Genomic DNA, 15,226 nt, shown 5'->3' on the forward strand with positions numbered 1-15,226 from the left:
AAAAAGGCGCCACCCCTGAGGATGACGCCCCGCTGCCTATGGCATATAAATATGTATTAATCGTCCTTATCCTTCCTGCGCTGCTTTAGAAAGGATATCTCTCATGTGACGGACAGCCGCACCGATATCGGGCTGCGAAATAATGGAACTGATCATGGCAAAGGAGCGGAATCCTTCTTTGTACAGATGTGCCATGTTTTCCGGGCCGACGCCGCCGATGCAGGTAAGGGGCATGTCGTTCTGGGTCAGGGCGTAACGGATGGCTTCATCACTGACTACATCGTTGGCATCCTTTTTCGACTGGGTCGGATACATGGGCCCAAATCCGACATAGTCGGCCCCGTCGGCAATGGCACCTTTTATTTCATCGATGGTATTCGTGGAAACGCCGATGAGGACATCCGGGCCGGCCAGTCTGCGCACGAAGGAATAGGGTGCATCGTCCTGGCCGACGTGGATGCCGTCAGCACCACAGGCGATGGCCAGATCGACCGAGTCGTTCATGATGAAGGTGACGCCGGCTTTATGGCACATGGCCGCAATCTGGCTGGCTTCTGCATACTTTTCCCGCCAGGATTTATGCTTTTCCCGGTACTGGATCACTTTGACGCCGGCGTCGATGACCTGCCGGGCCGTTTCTATATTTCCTCTGCCCAGGCACAGGGCTTCACCGAGGATGCAATAAATGGGTTCCGTTAAAAATTGATGCAGACTTTCTTCTCGTTTCATTCTTTCATTACTCCTTTCTTAACAATGGCCAAACATATCTTTCATCGTCGGGTCTGTCTGGAAAACAACCTGCCAGCCCCGTTCTTTTGCGGCATTCTGCAGGCGCCGGGCCAGGACCGGGACAGAAATGACTTCCGTACCATAATGGCCGCCATCGGCAATGACCAGTCCGCGCTTTACCGCGTCCTGTGCTTCGTGGTATTTCACATCGCCCGTCAGGTACAACTGGGCACCGGCAGCGGCGGCTTCGCCAATGAAAGACGCGCCGGCCCCTCCACAAAGGGCTACCTTTTCTACGATGATATCTTCCGGCCCGGCATAGGTGAGGATCTGGATGCCCAGGGCCCGCTTGATTTTCCGCAGGACCATCCGTGCCGGTTCCGGTTGTGCCAGCTTTCCAATCCGCCCGATATAACAGGATTTCCCCTTATTGACCAGGGGATAGATATCAAAGGCCGGTTCTTCGTATGGATGAGCCATCCGTACGGCCGATAAAAGCAGATTCAGCCGGCTGGCAGGAATAATCGTTTCAATCCGGACTTCTTTCGTCCGTTCCAGTTTCCCTATATCGCCAATGAAGGGATGCGTCCCGGCCAGAGGCTTGAACTGCCCTTCTCCGTCTGCACTAAACATGCAATGGCTGTAATTCCCGATAAACCCGGCACCGGCCTCTCCCAGTGCCATCCGCACGGCTTCAGCGTGGCTTTCCGGGACATATACGGCGAATTTGTACAGTGGATCCGTATGAACGGGAACCAGGCCCTGTATGTCCGTCAGTCCGATTTTCCGTGCCAGGATATCATTGATGCCGTGTTCGGCACTGTCCCAGTTCGTATGGGCGCTGTAGACGGAAATGTGATGGCTCAGCAATTTCTCATACATGAGCCCGTCATAGGTGTCCGTGCGCAGGGACGATAATTTCTGGAAAATAACCGGATGATGGCTGATAATCAGATTGATTTTATTCTTTATCGCGTATTCCACCGTATCCATGGTCACATCCAATGTTACCACCGCACTCTGGATTTCTTCCCGGGGACTGCCGACAAGCAGGCCCGGATTATCCCATTTTTCCGCCAGGCAGGGCGGCGCAAAGGATTCCATGATGTTGATTATTTTACTGAGTTGTATCGACATAAGAGAGCCTCCATGGTCTGAATGTGTGTCCTGAGTTGTTCCTGTCTTCCCCCCTGGTCCTGCTGGCTTTTCTCCAGGCCCTGACAAATCATCCTGTCTTTTTCGATGAGCTGACGGATCAGCCGGGGAAGGAGCGGATTCCTGGTCTGCCAGTTGCAGGGGCCGACATCGTAGAGCCAGTCATCAGGGATTTCCCCGCAGCCCGGTTCTGCTTTCATCATTTCATACAGCCGGCCCTCTTCCTCTACGAGCCGTTCCGCTGTAATATGCCATCCCTGGCTGTATACATACCGCCGCAGGCGGGATGCGTGGCTCTGGGGCTGCAGGATCAGGAAGGAAAGGGAACGGACGACGTCCGGCGACTGCTCCAGCAGATGTTCGATAAGGGGGCCGCCCATACCGCAGAAAACGGCGCCGTCCACTTCTCCGGGCCGGATATGCTGCAGCCCGTCACTCTGACGGCATTCAATGGACGATGCCAGCCCTGCCCCCTGTACATGGGAACGGGCCGCGCTGAGCGGACCTTCGGCAATATCGGCTGCAATGGCAGAGGGACACCGCCCGCTGGTACAAAGGGCAACGGGCAGATAGGCATGATCGGTGCCGATATCGGCTATGCAGGCCCCTTCCGGAACGAGTCCGGCCGCTGCCTGCAGGCGTTTCGTGAGATGTATCACTGGATAACACTCCTTTTATACTATGCACATTATTTATATTTTACCACATTCATAGACATTTTTCTGTATCAGTCTGCTATAAAGGGGAGGAAAAATTGTTTCAGTTCCATGACAGTTTGTCCGATGGATGTGACAAAACAGGAATGTCCTCTTATAATAGATGTATGAAAAAGTCCTTTACCAAGGAGGTATCTTCTCCATGAAAGCGAAAAAACTCATTTATCGTACGGCACTCTGGTTATCTCTGCTGGCAGGATGCAGCGGAGTCGCCCTGGCATCACCGACGGCAACCGTCCCGGCAGCGCCTGCCACGGCATCAGCTGTTACAGAAAACGGAACAGCTGATGCCGTATCAAATACCCGTAAGCCCGTCGATCCGCTGGCAGGACGGAGCACGGAACTCATAAAAAAATTCTATCTTACCAGCGGCAAGGCCTATGACCAGACGACGACTCTGATCAACAGTCTGAATCCGGCTCTGACCGGACTGGATAACAAGGAAAAACCATACTACCTGCGCATCGATAAAGAACTGACGGATAAGTATTTCCGTCATGTCCGGGCATACCACACGGATACACAGGAACTGGCCGGTGAGTATCTGGTCGCCAAAGACCAGTCGTCTGTCTGGCGGGTAGACGGGGACCAGCCGGGCATGATTTATGGCAGTGCGGAAAAACTGCTGAAAAAGAGCCGCCTCGTCGTATATCCGCGTTATCTGGCACTGGGCAGCAAGGGCGTCATCCGGATGCAGATTCCCGGAAATGTCCCCTATACGCTTAGTGCCCGCAGCCTGAATGACACGATTGCCAAAGTAACCGGGTCCGGCGTCATCGAGCCGGTCTCTACGGGTAAAGCCGATATCATGGCAGACTATACGGTTGGCGATCAGAAAGGCACGGTAGTGCGGGAAATCCGCGTCGTAACCAAAGAGGATCTGGAACGCATGGCCTATGCCGCGTATCTGAATGAAATCTACCTCGATGCGATGTGGGCCTATGATCCATGGCCATACGGATGGGGATATTACGGGCATCACCACCATCATCATCCCGGCCCGCCCCCACCGCCACGGGGCCATCGTCCTTCCCCGCCGCCACGCCGGTAAGACGGCCTGCGTCATCTGACGCAACGGTACTGAAAATGGCAGGATATATACTAAAACGCAAAGCGGATTTGTTCCCACAAGGCTTTTGCCATGGTGACAAATCCGCTTTTCTTTCTTTATTTTCTATGATGTATGGGGCAGGCGATGTACGTACCGGTAGTATAACAGGCCCAGCAGTACGGCCGTCACAATCCAGCTGATGGGATAACTTGCCATGAGCGTTGCAAATGTATGGGATGAAGGAAAAACGGCATACACCCAGGCAATGCGCACACCGCAGATACCAATGAGAGTGAGGACAGCCGGCGGGAGAGAAAAGCCATATCCCCTCATGGCTCCCGACAAAATTTCTATGAGGATATTGATAAACTGGGTATACACGACATAAATGATGCGCGTATTCCCCAATTCGATGACCAGGGGATCGCTGCTGAAAAATCCCAGCATGGGAATCGCCTTCCAGTAAATGAACAAGGCCATCAGTCCCATGAAAAAGGCATTGAGGCCCAGACACCACCACATGACGCTCCGGCAGCGCCGGATATTGCGGGCACCGTAGTTCTGACTGACAAAGGTTGTCGCAGCCTGGCCAAATGAATTGATGATACAGTACACGTTGATTTCGATGGTAAAAGCTGCCGCCGATGCGGCCATGGCATCGGCACCCAGGCTGTTAATGGCCGACTGGATGATGATATTGGAAATACAAAACACCATGCCCTGCAGGCCTGCCGGCAGTCCGATCCGTAAAACAGGCGCCAGATAGACCCGTTTCAGGCACAAGTCATGCAAATGTAATTCCAGGACATCGTCGCTGTGCAACAAGGCGACGAACAAAATCGCCGCTCCTACGCCATAGGAAAGGACGGTGGCAATCGCTACACCGGCGACTCCCCCGGAAAAGAGTCCCGTAAATAGCAGGTTGAGCACGATATTCAGACCACTGGCCACAGCAAGGGCCACCAGTGGCGTCCGCGTGTCTCCCCGACTGCGGAAAATAGCGGACTGGAAATTATAAAAGCTGATGAACGGAAGTCCCAGCATATAAATCCGCAAATACAACTCGGCTGCCGGCATAACCACGTCGGGAACGCCGAGATGAGACAGAATGATACCGGCCGTTGCCTCTCCCAGGATCATGAGCAGTATACCGACCAGCAGAGCCAGCATAAACGTAGTATGAACGGCTTCACCGGCCTGTTCCGGACAGCGTGCTCCCAGATACCGGGCGATGACGACATTGGCCCCCAGGGACAAGCCCAGAAACAGGGTGACAAATAACGAAATGACAGGTGTGTTATTGCCTACGGCCGCCATGGCATGGGTTCCTACAAACTGCCCCAGCACAGCCACATCGGCTGCATTGAATAATTGCTGAAGCACGCCGGTCAGGGCCAGAGGAAGTGCAAATATAATCAATTTGTTCCAAAGAGGACCGTGCAGCATATCAATCTGTCTTTTTTTGTGTTCATGCCGTTTTATGCGTTGTACGTGATCCATAAGGTCTCCTTTTCCATTGGGCCCACCTATCCTGAAACGATACTATTGTTATTTCATTATAGCAAAAAGAAAGCACGGCAGAAAGGCGGAATTTCTCTTTTCTGCTGTGCTTTCTTATTTATGACTGACATATTTTTACCCCATCGCCGGCAGACAATCCATCATCAGTCCCACAGGCAGTCCTTTGCGGGGACCGCGGTGATTTGTTTTATCATCGTCTTTATCTTTTTCGGATTTTTTCCAGATTGCGTAATTACGGCTTAAAATTTTTTCCATTCCCATGATATACATACGCGGATTCTCCTATTCTCTACAAGCGAGTAAAACGACATGGAAAATTGCTGATAACAGCGTATTCCATGCGCTTTTCAGGGCTCTTTCCCTATCCGCTATGCATTATAAAACAAAACAACTGAAAAGACCAATATCCCTTACGCATAGCTTTTCTCCGCAGATGATATTAAATTTTTCGGAATGATATTAAAATTTTAAACCGCTTAAAAGTAACGCCTGTCACTTAAAAAACAAAACCATTTTTATTACAAAGCCAAGGTTATGTAACACGATTTTCATGCCCAAAACGCATAAAAAGGACGGTCACACAACAGTAAATTTCTTGTGTGACCGTCCTTTTCTTCATCCCCTGTCGATGATTGATCAGTTATTATTTATCAGTGCCCGGGGCTTCCAGGGCAACGGCCTGTTCCGTTTCCCCTGTACCGAGGCCGGGGCGATGCTTGTCCGTGCCGCCCCACCACCAGCCACAGGCTTTGCAGACGACAAAGCAGGCAATCGTCAGAGCCAGATAGAGGCCGGCAAAAAGCCAGTGCTGACCCTGCATGAGCATGATAGGACCAAAGGACCAGGCAAACATTTCAAACGGCGTATTGAGAGAACCGACAATAGCCGTATCATTCAGCGTTTTGGACTTGTTGTCGGGATCGACAATACGCAGCAGGACGAACCCGATGGCAAAGACGCCTGTCGAATAGCCGTACACGAAGAGAGACCGTTCAAACCAGCTTTCGTTATTCATCTGAGGACCGACAACCCAGAGCATATACGTAACGATGATCATGCCCACGATGAGCAGCATAAGGAGGGGAACAGCGTACTCGATGACGACGGGAATCTTGATAGAGGCAATGCCGAAGAAGACAAGATAGTCCGTCGCCGTGCAGGAAATGCGGCTGATGACCCGGTTGTCAATGTAATCGTAAGCCGGCGTCCGTTTCAGGATGAGGAAGAAGCCCACGCCGAGCAGGAAGGCAAACAGGTAACTCGGCAGGTCCAGACCGGTACTCTTATAGATGAAATCCATGATGAACCATCCGGCACCGGAGCAGGTCAGAAGCAGAGACAGATGGAAAGCCAGCGTATCCAGTGTCGTCGAAGAAATGGTTTCATCCCCCATGGACTGACGGTTTTCCTTGGAAATCAGCCCGGTCTTCAAGTCGCCGGAAATATAGGAGAAATCCTTGATGTACGCCGTATAGCCTCTGCGGGCTGCCATTTTCGTATAGATAAGTCCGCCGAAGATGCCCGCCAGCAGACCTACCGTAGCACAGGTCATGCCAATATCCTTGGCATCTTCAAACCCCATCTGCGCCAGAGCCGACCCGACGGCAGCGGCCGTACCATGACCGCCGGAAAAGCCCGATGCCAGAAGGAGGCCAAAGGCATAGTTAATATCGGGAAACAGCTGCGAAATGACCAGAATAGAAAAAATAACAGGCAGGCTGAACTGAATCGCCTGAGCCAGCGTCTTGTAGCAAAAGTAAGAGCCAAGGCGGGCTACTTCCTTTTTCATATCGTTCTTACGGATGGTGAATCCCTGAAGGCCGATAGCCGCAAAAATCAGGATGATCAACGTGCCGGGATAACTGCCAATCCCCTTGGAAAACGGCAGGATCCCCGTATAGCGGACAGCCAGTGCCAAAAGGCCTGCCACCATCGCCGACGGCATAAAAAATCTCTGGATGAATCCCACTTTAGAGCGCAGCAGCTGCCCGATGAGAATGAACACTGAGGCTATAAAAAAGTCGATCAGAAAATTAGTAACGGTCACAAACGTATCCCCCTGTCCTGACGTGTGATTGTATAATTATAATTTAACGAAATTAGTGGATTTAGAAACCGTTGCAGCCGGAGCCGGATCCAGTTCCTGATCTTTAATGCCGAGGATGACTTCTGGCTGAATCCAAGGCTTATCCTGAATAGCACTCGTTTCTTCGTGTGTCAGATAGCCCTTGTACGTTACCATGGAACGGCGCAGGAAGCCATCTTTTGCACAGGCAGCAGCGACTCCGTTTTTGATGATGCTCAGGAAATGAGGCAGGACGGAAGCGGCGTAGGCAATGGAAGTAGACTGGCCGCAGGCTGCCGGGATATTGCTGACGCAGTAATGAACCACACCTTCTTCCACATAGGTCGGATGGGAATGAGTCGTTTCATGGAACGTTTCAATGGCGCCATAATCGTTGCTGATATCGACGATGACAGAACCTTTTTCCATGGATGCCACCATCTTGCGGTCGATCATGAATTCTTTGGCATCTTTCGGCCAGCGGACACAATTGTAAACGACATCGACCGTCGGCAGGATCTTCGTCAGGTTATAGTGATTGGAAATCATCGTATCCACGCTTTCATGGAACTGCTGGCCGATCATGCGCAATACGCCGATGTTGACATCCATGACCGTAACCCGGGCACCGAGCTGCTGCAGGACGCCGACACAGGCACGGCCAACCGTACCGGCGCCGATGACCAGGGCATGGACACCGGGAGCACCGCCAAAGCCATTGACGAACTTGCCTTTTCCTCCGTTGCAGGAAAGGAGGCTGTTCAGACCCATCATAGCGCCGATTTTACCAGCTGCTTCACAGTTTGGCGAACCATAGCGGTGCGAGTCTTCCGCTGCAAAGGATACGGCTTTATGAGCCAGCAGGGCATCGACTTCTGCCGGATGGGCTGCCGGATGGATGCAGGTGAAGATAATCTGGTTTTCCCGGATGAGATCAAATTCCCGTTCTTCCAGTTCCTTTACTTTTGCCACAAAATCACAGTTGGCATAAATTTCTTCCATCGTATCGACAATTTTAGCACCTTCTGCCGCATAAGCTTCATCAGAAAAGCCAGCCCCCTTGCCGGCATCTTTCTGGACCCATACTTCCGCACCTGTGCGGGCGATCATGGCGACTTCTGCCGGAGTAGCTATGACGCGGTATTCATCAGCTTTAATATCTTTCAATACGCCAAATTTCATGAATAATTCCTCCTCAAAATTATATATGTATAAGCAATGTTGGTATAATGACAACACTTCAATTATATTTTATATATTTGAGGGCTGTCAATATATAAGAGCTTACATTTTTTGTATACATTATTTTTTGTGTACATTTGTTCCTTCTAGGTGGATTGTCGAAATATGTTTCCCTGTGATTTCCGCCGGACTGGGTGCATTTAAAAAAAAAACTACACCTGCATAGTTTAAAATTATAATATCAGGCAAAAAAAACGTCGATACGTAAAACGTTTTTCTTGTAAACTTAAACGTTTACCTGAAAATTTTTAATATTTTTTTCGTGAATTTTCTTGACACTCCCCCATGTGCGTGCTATGATTGCACCATCAAACGTCACACAAACGCGATGAAGCAAACTAGTAAACTTACCCAATCAGCTACAGAGAGCTGCCGGCCGGTGCAAGGCAGTGCGAACGGGGAGTCGAACTCATTGCCGAGCGGAAAGGCTGAAAGAAGGTTAGTAGGCCGCTACGGGAACTCCCGTTACAGAGCATGGATATCGCGAAAATGCCGTATCCGAGAGGGCGCCTGATTTCAGGCGAAGCAGAGTGGTACCGCGGAAGGATATATACGCCTTTCGTCTCTTAGCAAACACGCAGAGAGACGAAAGGCGTTTTCGTTTCTCTCACGAGGGATATTTGTTATACTAGGGGGAATTATCATGCAAACACCATCCACATTTAAAACCGCATCGCTGAGCCTGTGCTTTTCGGTCGGTGCCGTATTATTCAGTTCTCATGCCGGCGGCGGTTTTGCTACAGGCAATCAGGAAAACGTCTATTTCGTCAGCCTGGGCTGGCTCGGACCGGTTACAGCCATCATTACGATGCTGCTGTTTACACTGACCATCAAAGAAGCTATGAATATGTACAATTCCCGTCATCTGCGCAGTTATAAACAACTGTTCCAGAATTTGTACAGCCCGTTTAAAGGTATCGAAGTATTGTTTGAAGCATTCTTTTATATCATGGTCATCATGGCCGTTTCCGCCACGGTTTCCGGCGCTGCTTCTGCCCTGGCCGCACAGACGGGCATCAACTATTATGCCGGTATCGGCATCGTCGGCACGATTATTTTCTTCCTGACCATTTTTGGTGCCGGCCTCGTCCGCCGCGCTACGACCTATATGGGCATTGCCATCCTGGCTATGGTCATTGCCATCTTCTCCGTCGGCGTCTATATGGGCGGTTCGGTAGAAGGCACCATGTTCTTTACACAGGCCATGGCTCAGGATTTCGCCGTAAACGGCTTCTCCAAATTGCCGACAGCTATTCTGCATGCATTCACCTACTCCGGTTTCCAGTGCGTCGTCATCCCGACCATGATCGTCGTCGGCATGCCGTTGGTCACCCGTAAAAATTGTGCTACATCCATGTGGTTCTCTTTCGCTATGAATGCCATCGCCCTGACCCTGGCCGTCTGCATGCTCTTGGGCTGGACCGGCATCTATGGTAAATCTCCATTACCGACACTGACCAGCTTGAAATCCATGGGCATGACTTGGCTGACCGTTGCCTACAGCATCTTCTTGATGTTATGCCTGATTTCTACGGGCGTTACGACCGTCTTTGGCTTCACGGCCCGTTTCTCTGAAATCCATATGCTGAAAAAAGTCAGCAAGAGTGCCGTTATCCGTTCTGCCATTGTCACGTTCTTCATCATTGCCCTGTCCATGACCGTTTCTATCGTCGGTCTGACCAATATCATCAAATACGGCTATGGCTACTGCGGATACCTGGCTATTGCTATCATCATCGTTCCCTTCCTGACTGTAGGCCGTTACAAAAACATCCGTTATGCCAAAGATAAAGCATACCGTGCCCGCATCGACGCCATGAATGCAGATCCTGATTCTTTCGAAGAATCTCCGGTCATGAGCACGGCCAAGGAAAACGCATAATTTTCAGATTCCTTAAATAAAAAACATCTACAGTAAACGCAAAAGAGAGGCCGTCACATTGAGCAATTGATGTGACGGCCTCTCTTTCTATGCCCTGCTTCAGGCTTTGAGCTCACTGACGAGAGTCGAGCCCAGAATGAGGACAGCCCCGATGATCGTGCTGACAGCCAGCGGTTCCTGTAAAAATAAGGCCGACAGAAATACCGAAACAATCGGATCAATATAGGTCAGAATGGCCACCGTCTGCGCTTTTAAGTATCTCATGGAGCCAAAAAATAACGCATAGGCAAATCCCGTAACAAACAGGCTGAGTACGAGAAGCAGGAAAAACTGAAATGGCGTACAGGACAAGGAAGACCAGTTTTCCGTGATAAGGGTATATGGCAATAAAACTACGGCAGCCGCTGCCAACTGGATAATGGTTTTATCATACGCCGAAATCGGAGAAAATTTCTTATTGCACACAATAACGGAAGCATAAAATACGGCTGCTCCGAGGGCAAAGAAAATACCGGACAAGTCAGTAACGCCCGATAACCCATGTTCAAAAACGCCTCCGACAAACATCATGCCCAGAAGTGCCAGCAATACACACACGACTTTTCGTACCGTAAGGGTTTCATGAAGCAGGACCGGCGATACGAGAATGACAAATACCGGTGCCATGTAATAGCAAATCGAAGCAATGGCCATCGTCGTATGGCGGAACGCCTCAAATAGTAAAATCCAGTTAATGCCGATACAGATACCCGAAATAATCAACAACTTCAGATTATCACGGATCTGCTGCCCCGACATAGGCATATGGCGGAAGCGGACCAGAAAGAACAGGAACGCCGCCCCCAGTGACGCCCGGCTGAGAGCGATGATACTGGATGGCAGGGGAATATAATGAATAAATAATCCCACCGTCCCAAAAACAAACATAGAAAAAATTAAATACCCTCTGGCATGTGATTCCAATGAATACACCTTTCCCACCCCTTCGTAAGCCAAAATCCCTGCGGATTTCCACTCATAGTACTAATAATGCCCTTCTGACAGATACAGGTATGATCTATCTTATCTGTCGGAAGGGCAACACTACCTATCCTATCCTGCACGCTCTTACGGTCCGCCGGCATGTATCATCACCTGTTTTCACCTGCCGGCATCTGCTGCTCCATCACCTTGGTCGTCTGATGCCAGGCGCGGAAAAAATAGGTCTGATGAATCAGATTCTTTGGCAGATAAACCGCCAATATGACAAAGGTAAGGAAGAAAATCAAAACGCTGGCATTCCGTTTGAGTGTCGGCAGAGAAATAAAAATTCTGGCATTAAACTTAAAAATAAAGTATCCCAGGAAATAGTAAAAGACGACTATCCCCATAACCATGGGCCATCCTAAACTGGTGCATACCTGCTGTACGTACATTCCCAATGGTTCCGTACGAAATGTAAAGATCGTCTGCTCTGTTATGCAGGTCCCATACAAGAAAAAATGTATCACCTGACATAACGGAATAAGCATCAGGAGTTGTGATAATATGGTCGTGCAGGACTGAAAGAGGCGGCAATGCCTGCGTCCGGCAGTCAGCTGCTGTGCCGACATCAGAAACAGCGCAGCATAACAGCCAAACAATATGTCTGCCATGGGATCCAGTTTGGGAGTTCCCTCATGCTGGAAATACATAAGCAGCGGGGTAGTCAGTGCCCAGCTCATGCCCGTAAGAAATTGCGTCAGCCAAAGCCGTGAAAGGAGTGTTTTTCCACTAATCTGCTGTACGACATAAAACAGCAGCGTCGGTGGAATCAACTGTCTCATGGCCAGACTCACGTCGCTTACGTCCTGTCCCGTCGATGTACCATAGTATAAAAGGAAACAGGACGCATACAGGAGCAAACATTGTGCAATAAAACGTATATTCCGATTGCGTGAAGTATGAGATGTGTTTTCAGGTATGTTCTCAGTCATATGCATGGATGTTCCTCTAAAAGATGCGTGTTATAGATTTATTATACCATGTCACAGGCATAATGGAAATATGCAGACTACAAAATAAGCTTGACGATATAAGCGATTCATGTTATACTATTCAAGTATTTCATGGAGCGGTATCGAAGTGGTCATAACGGGGCTGACTCGAAATCAGTTAGGCCGAAAGGTCTCGTGGGTTCGAATCCCACCCGCTCCGCCAGATAAAAAAGCGCGCAGATAAGCCATTTATGGAACTTGTCTGTGCGCTTTTTTCTATGTCCGGAATAGTGAATTTTATGGGTGAAATCTATCCCAAAATCTACCCCAGATTCTGCTATCCCATCCTTCTTCATTTTGGACTCCCCCTCTTTTATTTCATTATATTTTATAGTACGATATCCATAGATACTGTTAGGAGGGATTAATATGAATACTGACATTGCAACCCCATTAATTCCCAGACATGGGTTGAAACTAAAGGGCCGGGAATTACAAAATTATATCACCGCTGAAGTAAAACGGATGCGGGCCGGTAAAAAGGATTACCATCTGAAGCTCCCTGCCGGATGGCAAAAATCAGAATGTACGATTCACGACATCACGGTTGAAGAATTCCGTACAACATCCCGGTCCGACCTCGTCCTGCTCCAGTTCCACGGCGGGGGTTATACCGGTGCCATGCACGATAAATGGCGTGTCAGTGCGATTCTGCAGGCATCCCTTGTGAACGCCAAAGCTGCGTATTGTGTCAATTACCGGCTGGCACCCACCCATGTATATCCGTCGGCACTGGAAGATGCTCTTGCTGTTTACAGCTATATTTTGGAACAGGGAACGAATGGCGGGGACATCATCCTTATCGGAGACTCCGCCGGTGCCAACCTGGCCATTGAAACCGCTATGTTTCTACGGGATCACGGTATAAGCCTTCCGCGCGTTTTACTTCTCCAATCTCCCTGGGTAGATTTAGGCACCAGCCAGGAATCGCTAGTCAGTAACAGAGAAAAAGATCAGATTTTAGGCAGTACCGCTCCACTGTATCCAGAAATTCTGAACCCCTCCTATGCCGGAAGCCTTTCTGTTGATGACCCGCGTCTTTCCCCCATCAACGGCAATCTGGCCGGTCTGCCACCCATGCTCATCCAGACCGGAGGCAATGAAATATTTCTTAGCGAAGATGAAGAGTTTGCCCATAAAGCCGCCCGTGCCGGCGTACGCATTACACTAAGCATATATCCCGGGATGCCACATAATTTCGGTATCTGTTTACCCGAATTAGAAGAATCGGTACAATCGGAGTACGAAATCAGAGACTTTGTCCATCGTTATACAGAGAATAACTGACACTAACGCCAAAAAAGTAATCTTCACCCTGTCACGTCTGATTGTCCAGGGAGCGGGCGGCGCATCGTTTTAGTGTTTTGCTTCGTCCGCAGCGATATGATAGTCCGTATAGGGTATAACCTTCTCTTGAATAAATGTGTCTGATTGCGCCAGTAATTTTTCTGGCTGCAGCTGTGGAGCCAGCTCTTCCAGCCCGGGATAGGCGTCGCCCTGATTCCAATCATGCTGCCGATTATAGGGACAGGCGTCCTGACAGCTGTCACACCCGCAGATCCAGGTACCGCAGCTCTTATCATCCAATCCGGGTGTAAGTTTCCCTTTTGCAAAGGTCGTAATAAAAGAAACGCATTCCAGCGGGCTCATGGTAAATGGTCCTTTCAGGGCTCCGCTGGGACAATGCGCTTGACATAGGTGACAGCTTTCGGCACATGGCCGTATATCCGGTACATGATGACACCAGGCCTTCTGGTCTGTCACATACCCCACCAGCTCCACAAAAGAGCCTTTTTTCGTATAGAAAAAATTATTTTTACGAATAATCCCCAGGCCCGCCATCATGGCCGCATACCGCAAGGGACCAATGCTGCGATGTCCAAATTGACTACCTCCTTCACAGCGGATTCCCTGCTCCTTAAACCACGTTTCAAAGTCTCTACGCGCAGCGAGACTCTCTTTACAGACACCATTACTGGGTGACAGGAAAAAAGCTTTACCATATTTTCCCCGCAGCGAAGCGGGAAAGCGGTACTTGCCTAACCAATACGTACCAATGATTACCGATTTAGCCCAAGGGAACCGTTTCTTAATATTCGCAAAATCTCCCATTTTCTGATAAAAAAAGGCGCTGGACGGAACTTTCTCTTCCCGTTCTTGTAACCGCTGTTGAAATCCATCCATATCATCTATCGGAATGATTCCACAATCATCAAAACCACAGGCCAATGCCTTATCGTAAATGACCTGCCCTAATTTATCCGTGTCCATGTTTATCTCTCCTTCTCTTCTTGTATCGTGTATATACACGAAAAATAAAAAATATATCTATTCCATTAGCTGGGCTAACAAATCTTCTAACTGGCTCAATTTCTTTTTTCCCAAGCGGGATTCCAATTGCTGCTGCGCTTGTTGCCAATATCCATAGGCCTGCGCAAACACGGCTTGTCCCTGCGCTGTCAGTTGAACGAGTCTTCGCCGCCCTGTAGAAGGGAGCGTTTCCAGCAATCCTCGTTTCGTAAGTAGCGTAATATTCCGGGAAAGAGTCGTCCGGTCCAAATTCATGACTGAGGCTAATTCTGTAATTGATAAAGGGCCTAATTCCTTGCTATGCCAGAGGATAGAATACTGTTGCACCGTAATCCCTGCTTTTTGCAAATACTTGTCGTATAAGGCCGTGACGGCCAAGGTAACTTGCCGTAAATTGAAGCAATGACATTGCCGTAAATGAACTTTCTTGTTGGCACCACATTCTTGATTCATACTCTATCTCCTTATCGTGTATATGCACTATATTATCATCAGCCACCGATTTCGTCAAGAAACAGCCGGCCCTTTTTGCTAACTTTC

The 15,226-nt window shown here is 49.4% G+C and carries 14 protein-coding genes, 1 tRNA gene and 1 other annotated feature; of the genes, 4 read left to right on the forward strand and 11 right to left on the reverse strand.

Annotated features, from left to right (window positions below; all coding sequences use genetic code 11):
- Window positions 1-66: 66 nt before the first annotated feature.
- Genes thiE through ACGTIC_RS10300 form a run of 3 tightly spaced genes read right to left on the reverse strand, consistent with a single transcriptional unit; the run spans window position 67 to window position 2,543 of the window.
- Window positions 67-729, reverse strand: coding sequence for a thiamine phosphate synthase (gene thiE, locus ACGTIC_RS10290; RefSeq protein ID WP_075581240.1), 663 nt, complete (start codon window positions 727-729; stop codon window positions 67-69).
- An 18-nt stretch (window positions 730-747) separates the two neighbouring features.
- Window positions 748-1,866, reverse strand: a complete 1,119-nt coding sequence (locus ACGTIC_RS10295) for a Nif3-like dinuclear metal center hexameric protein (protein WP_113855726.1) — start codon at window positions 1,864-1,866, stop codon at window positions 748-750.
- Window positions 1,842-2,543 carry a class I SAM-dependent methyltransferase gene (locus ACGTIC_RS10300; protein WP_257536494.1) on the reverse strand — a complete coding sequence of 234 codons (702 nt, stop codon included), beginning with the start codon at window positions 2,541-2,543 and terminating at the stop codon, window positions 1,842-1,844. Before ACGTIC_RS10300 ends, ACGTIC_RS10295 begins: the two co-directional genes overlap by 25 nt.
- A gap of 199 nt (window positions 2,544-2,742) precedes the next feature.
- On the opposite strand from ACGTIC_RS10300, the gene ACGTIC_RS10305 reads away from it, so the two are divergent.
- Window positions 2,743-3,651: a hypothetical protein gene (locus tag ACGTIC_RS10305; protein WP_113855725.1), complete on the forward strand. Its 909-nt coding sequence runs from the start codon at window positions 2,743-2,745 to the stop codon at window positions 3,649-3,651.
- Between the two features lie 123 nt (window positions 3,652-3,774).
- On the opposite strand, the gene ACGTIC_RS10310 is transcribed toward ACGTIC_RS10305, so the two are convergent.
- The 4 genes from ACGTIC_RS10310 to ACGTIC_RS10325 form a co-directional block, all read right to left on the reverse strand.
- Window positions 3,775-5,151, reverse strand: coding sequence for an MATE family efflux transporter (locus tag ACGTIC_RS10310; RefSeq protein WP_257536493.1), 1,377 nt, complete (start codon window positions 5,149-5,151; stop codon window positions 3,775-3,777).
- A 135-nt stretch (window positions 5,152-5,286) separates the two neighbouring features.
- On the reverse strand, window positions 5,287-5,442 hold the full coding sequence (locus ACGTIC_RS10315; protein WP_154662683.1) for a hypothetical protein: 156 nt from the start codon (window positions 5,440-5,442) through the stop codon (window positions 5,287-5,289).
- A 373-nt stretch (window positions 5,443-5,815) separates the two neighbouring features.
- A complete protein-coding gene (locus ACGTIC_RS10320) occupies window positions 5,816-7,219 on the reverse strand; it encodes a sodium/glutamate symporter (protein WP_113855724.1) in 1,404 nt (467 codons plus the stop codon).
- Window positions 7,220-7,255: 36 nt separating this feature from the next.
- On the reverse strand, window positions 7,256-8,419 hold the full coding sequence (locus tag ACGTIC_RS10325; RefSeq protein WP_059075288.1) for an alanine dehydrogenase: 1,164 nt from the start codon (window positions 8,417-8,419) through the stop codon (window positions 7,256-7,258).
- 379 nt (window positions 8,420-8,798) lie between these two features.
- Window positions 8,799-9,049 (forward strand) — a binding site (T-box leader).
- Window positions 9,050-9,122: 73 nt separating this feature from the next.
- Here ACGTIC_RS10325 and ACGTIC_RS10330 point away from each other — a divergent pair.
- On the forward strand, window positions 9,123-10,361 hold the full coding sequence (locus ACGTIC_RS10330; RefSeq protein WP_113855723.1) for a hypothetical protein: 1,239 nt from the start codon (window positions 9,123-9,125) through the stop codon (window positions 10,359-10,361).
- Window positions 10,362-10,460: 99 nt separating this feature from the next.
- Here the strand turns inward: ACGTIC_RS10330 and ACGTIC_RS10335 are convergent, their stop codons facing one another.
- Window positions 10,461-11,333: a DMT family transporter gene (locus ACGTIC_RS10335; RefSeq protein WP_234995386.1), complete on the reverse strand. Its 873-nt coding sequence runs from the start codon at window positions 11,331-11,333 to the stop codon at window positions 10,461-10,463.
- Between the two features lie 158 nt (window positions 11,334-11,491).
- A complete protein-coding gene (locus tag ACGTIC_RS10340; protein ID WP_141700276.1) occupies window positions 11,492-12,166 on the reverse strand; it encodes a hypothetical protein in 675 nt (224 codons plus the stop codon).
- A 284-nt stretch (window positions 12,167-12,450) separates the two neighbouring features.
- Between ACGTIC_RS10340 and ACGTIC_RS10345 the strand changes: the two genes are divergently transcribed.
- Window positions 12,451-12,539, forward strand: a tRNA-Ser gene (locus ACGTIC_RS10345).
- A gap of 206 nt (window positions 12,540-12,745) precedes the next feature.
- Window positions 12,746-13,663, forward strand: coding sequence for an alpha/beta hydrolase (locus ACGTIC_RS10350; RefSeq protein ID WP_113855721.1), 918 nt, complete (start codon window positions 12,746-12,748; stop codon window positions 13,661-13,663).
- 69 nt (window positions 13,664-13,732) lie between these two features.
- Here the strand turns inward: ACGTIC_RS10350 and ACGTIC_RS10355 are convergent, their stop codons facing one another.
- Complete coding sequence (locus ACGTIC_RS10355) at window positions 13,733-14,647, reverse strand: epoxyqueuosine reductase (protein ID WP_113855720.1); 915 nt, start codon at window positions 14,645-14,647, stop codon at window positions 13,733-13,735.
- A 57-nt stretch (window positions 14,648-14,704) separates the two neighbouring features.
- On the reverse strand, window positions 14,705-15,139 hold the full coding sequence (locus tag ACGTIC_RS10360) for a MarR family winged helix-turn-helix transcriptional regulator (RefSeq protein ID WP_113855719.1): 435 nt from the start codon (window positions 15,137-15,139) through the stop codon (window positions 14,705-14,707).
- Window positions 15,140-15,226: the final 87 nt, after the last annotated feature.

It is taken from the genome of Megasphaera hexanoica (assembly GCF_043520715.1).
Classification (GTDB): Bacteria; Bacillota; Negativicutes; order Veillonellales; family Megasphaeraceae; genus Megasphaera; species Megasphaera hexanoica.

Bases quoted from the DNA above. Each gene is read 5' to 3' on its own strand.
- thiE (WP_075581240.1), bottom strand. From the start codon at position 729: ATGAAACGAGAAGAAAGTCTGCATCAATTTTTAACGGAACCCATTTAT.
- ACGTIC_RS10295 (WP_113855726.1), bottom strand. From the start codon at position 1,866: ATGTCGATACAACTCAGTAAAATAATCAACATCATGGAATCCTTTGCG.
- ACGTIC_RS10305 (WP_113855725.1), top strand. From the start codon at position 2,743: ATGAAAGCGAAAAAACTCATTTATCGTACGGCACTCTGGTTATCTCTG.
- ACGTIC_RS10310 (WP_257536493.1), bottom strand. From the start codon at position 5,151: ATGGATCACGTACAACGCATAAAACGGCATGAACACAAAAAAAGACAG.
- ACGTIC_RS10315 (WP_154662683.1), bottom strand. From the start codon at position 5,442: ATGTATATCATGGGAATGGAAAAAATTTTAAGCCGTAATTACGCAATC.
- ACGTIC_RS10325 (WP_059075288.1), bottom strand. From the start codon at position 8,419: ATGAAATTTGGCGTATTGAAAGATATTAAAGCTGATGAATACCGCGTC.
- ACGTIC_RS10330 (WP_113855723.1), top strand. From the start codon at position 9,123: ATGCAAACACCATCCACATTTAAAACCGCATCGCTGAGCCTGTGCTTT.
- ACGTIC_RS10340 (WP_141700276.1), bottom strand. From the start codon at position 12,166: ATGAGACAGTTGATTCCACCGACGCTGCTGTTTTATGTCGTACAGCAG.
- ACGTIC_RS10350 (WP_113855721.1), top strand. From the start codon at position 12,746: ATGAATACTGACATTGCAACCCCATTAATTCCCAGACATGGGTTGAAA.
- ACGTIC_RS10355 (WP_113855720.1), bottom strand. From the start codon at position 14,647: ATGGACACGGATAAATTAGGGCAGGTCATTTACGATAAGGCATTGGCC.
- ACGTIC_RS10360 (WP_113855719.1), bottom strand. From the start codon at position 15,139: ATGAATCAAGAATGTGGTGCCAACAAGAAAGTTCATTTACGGCAATGT.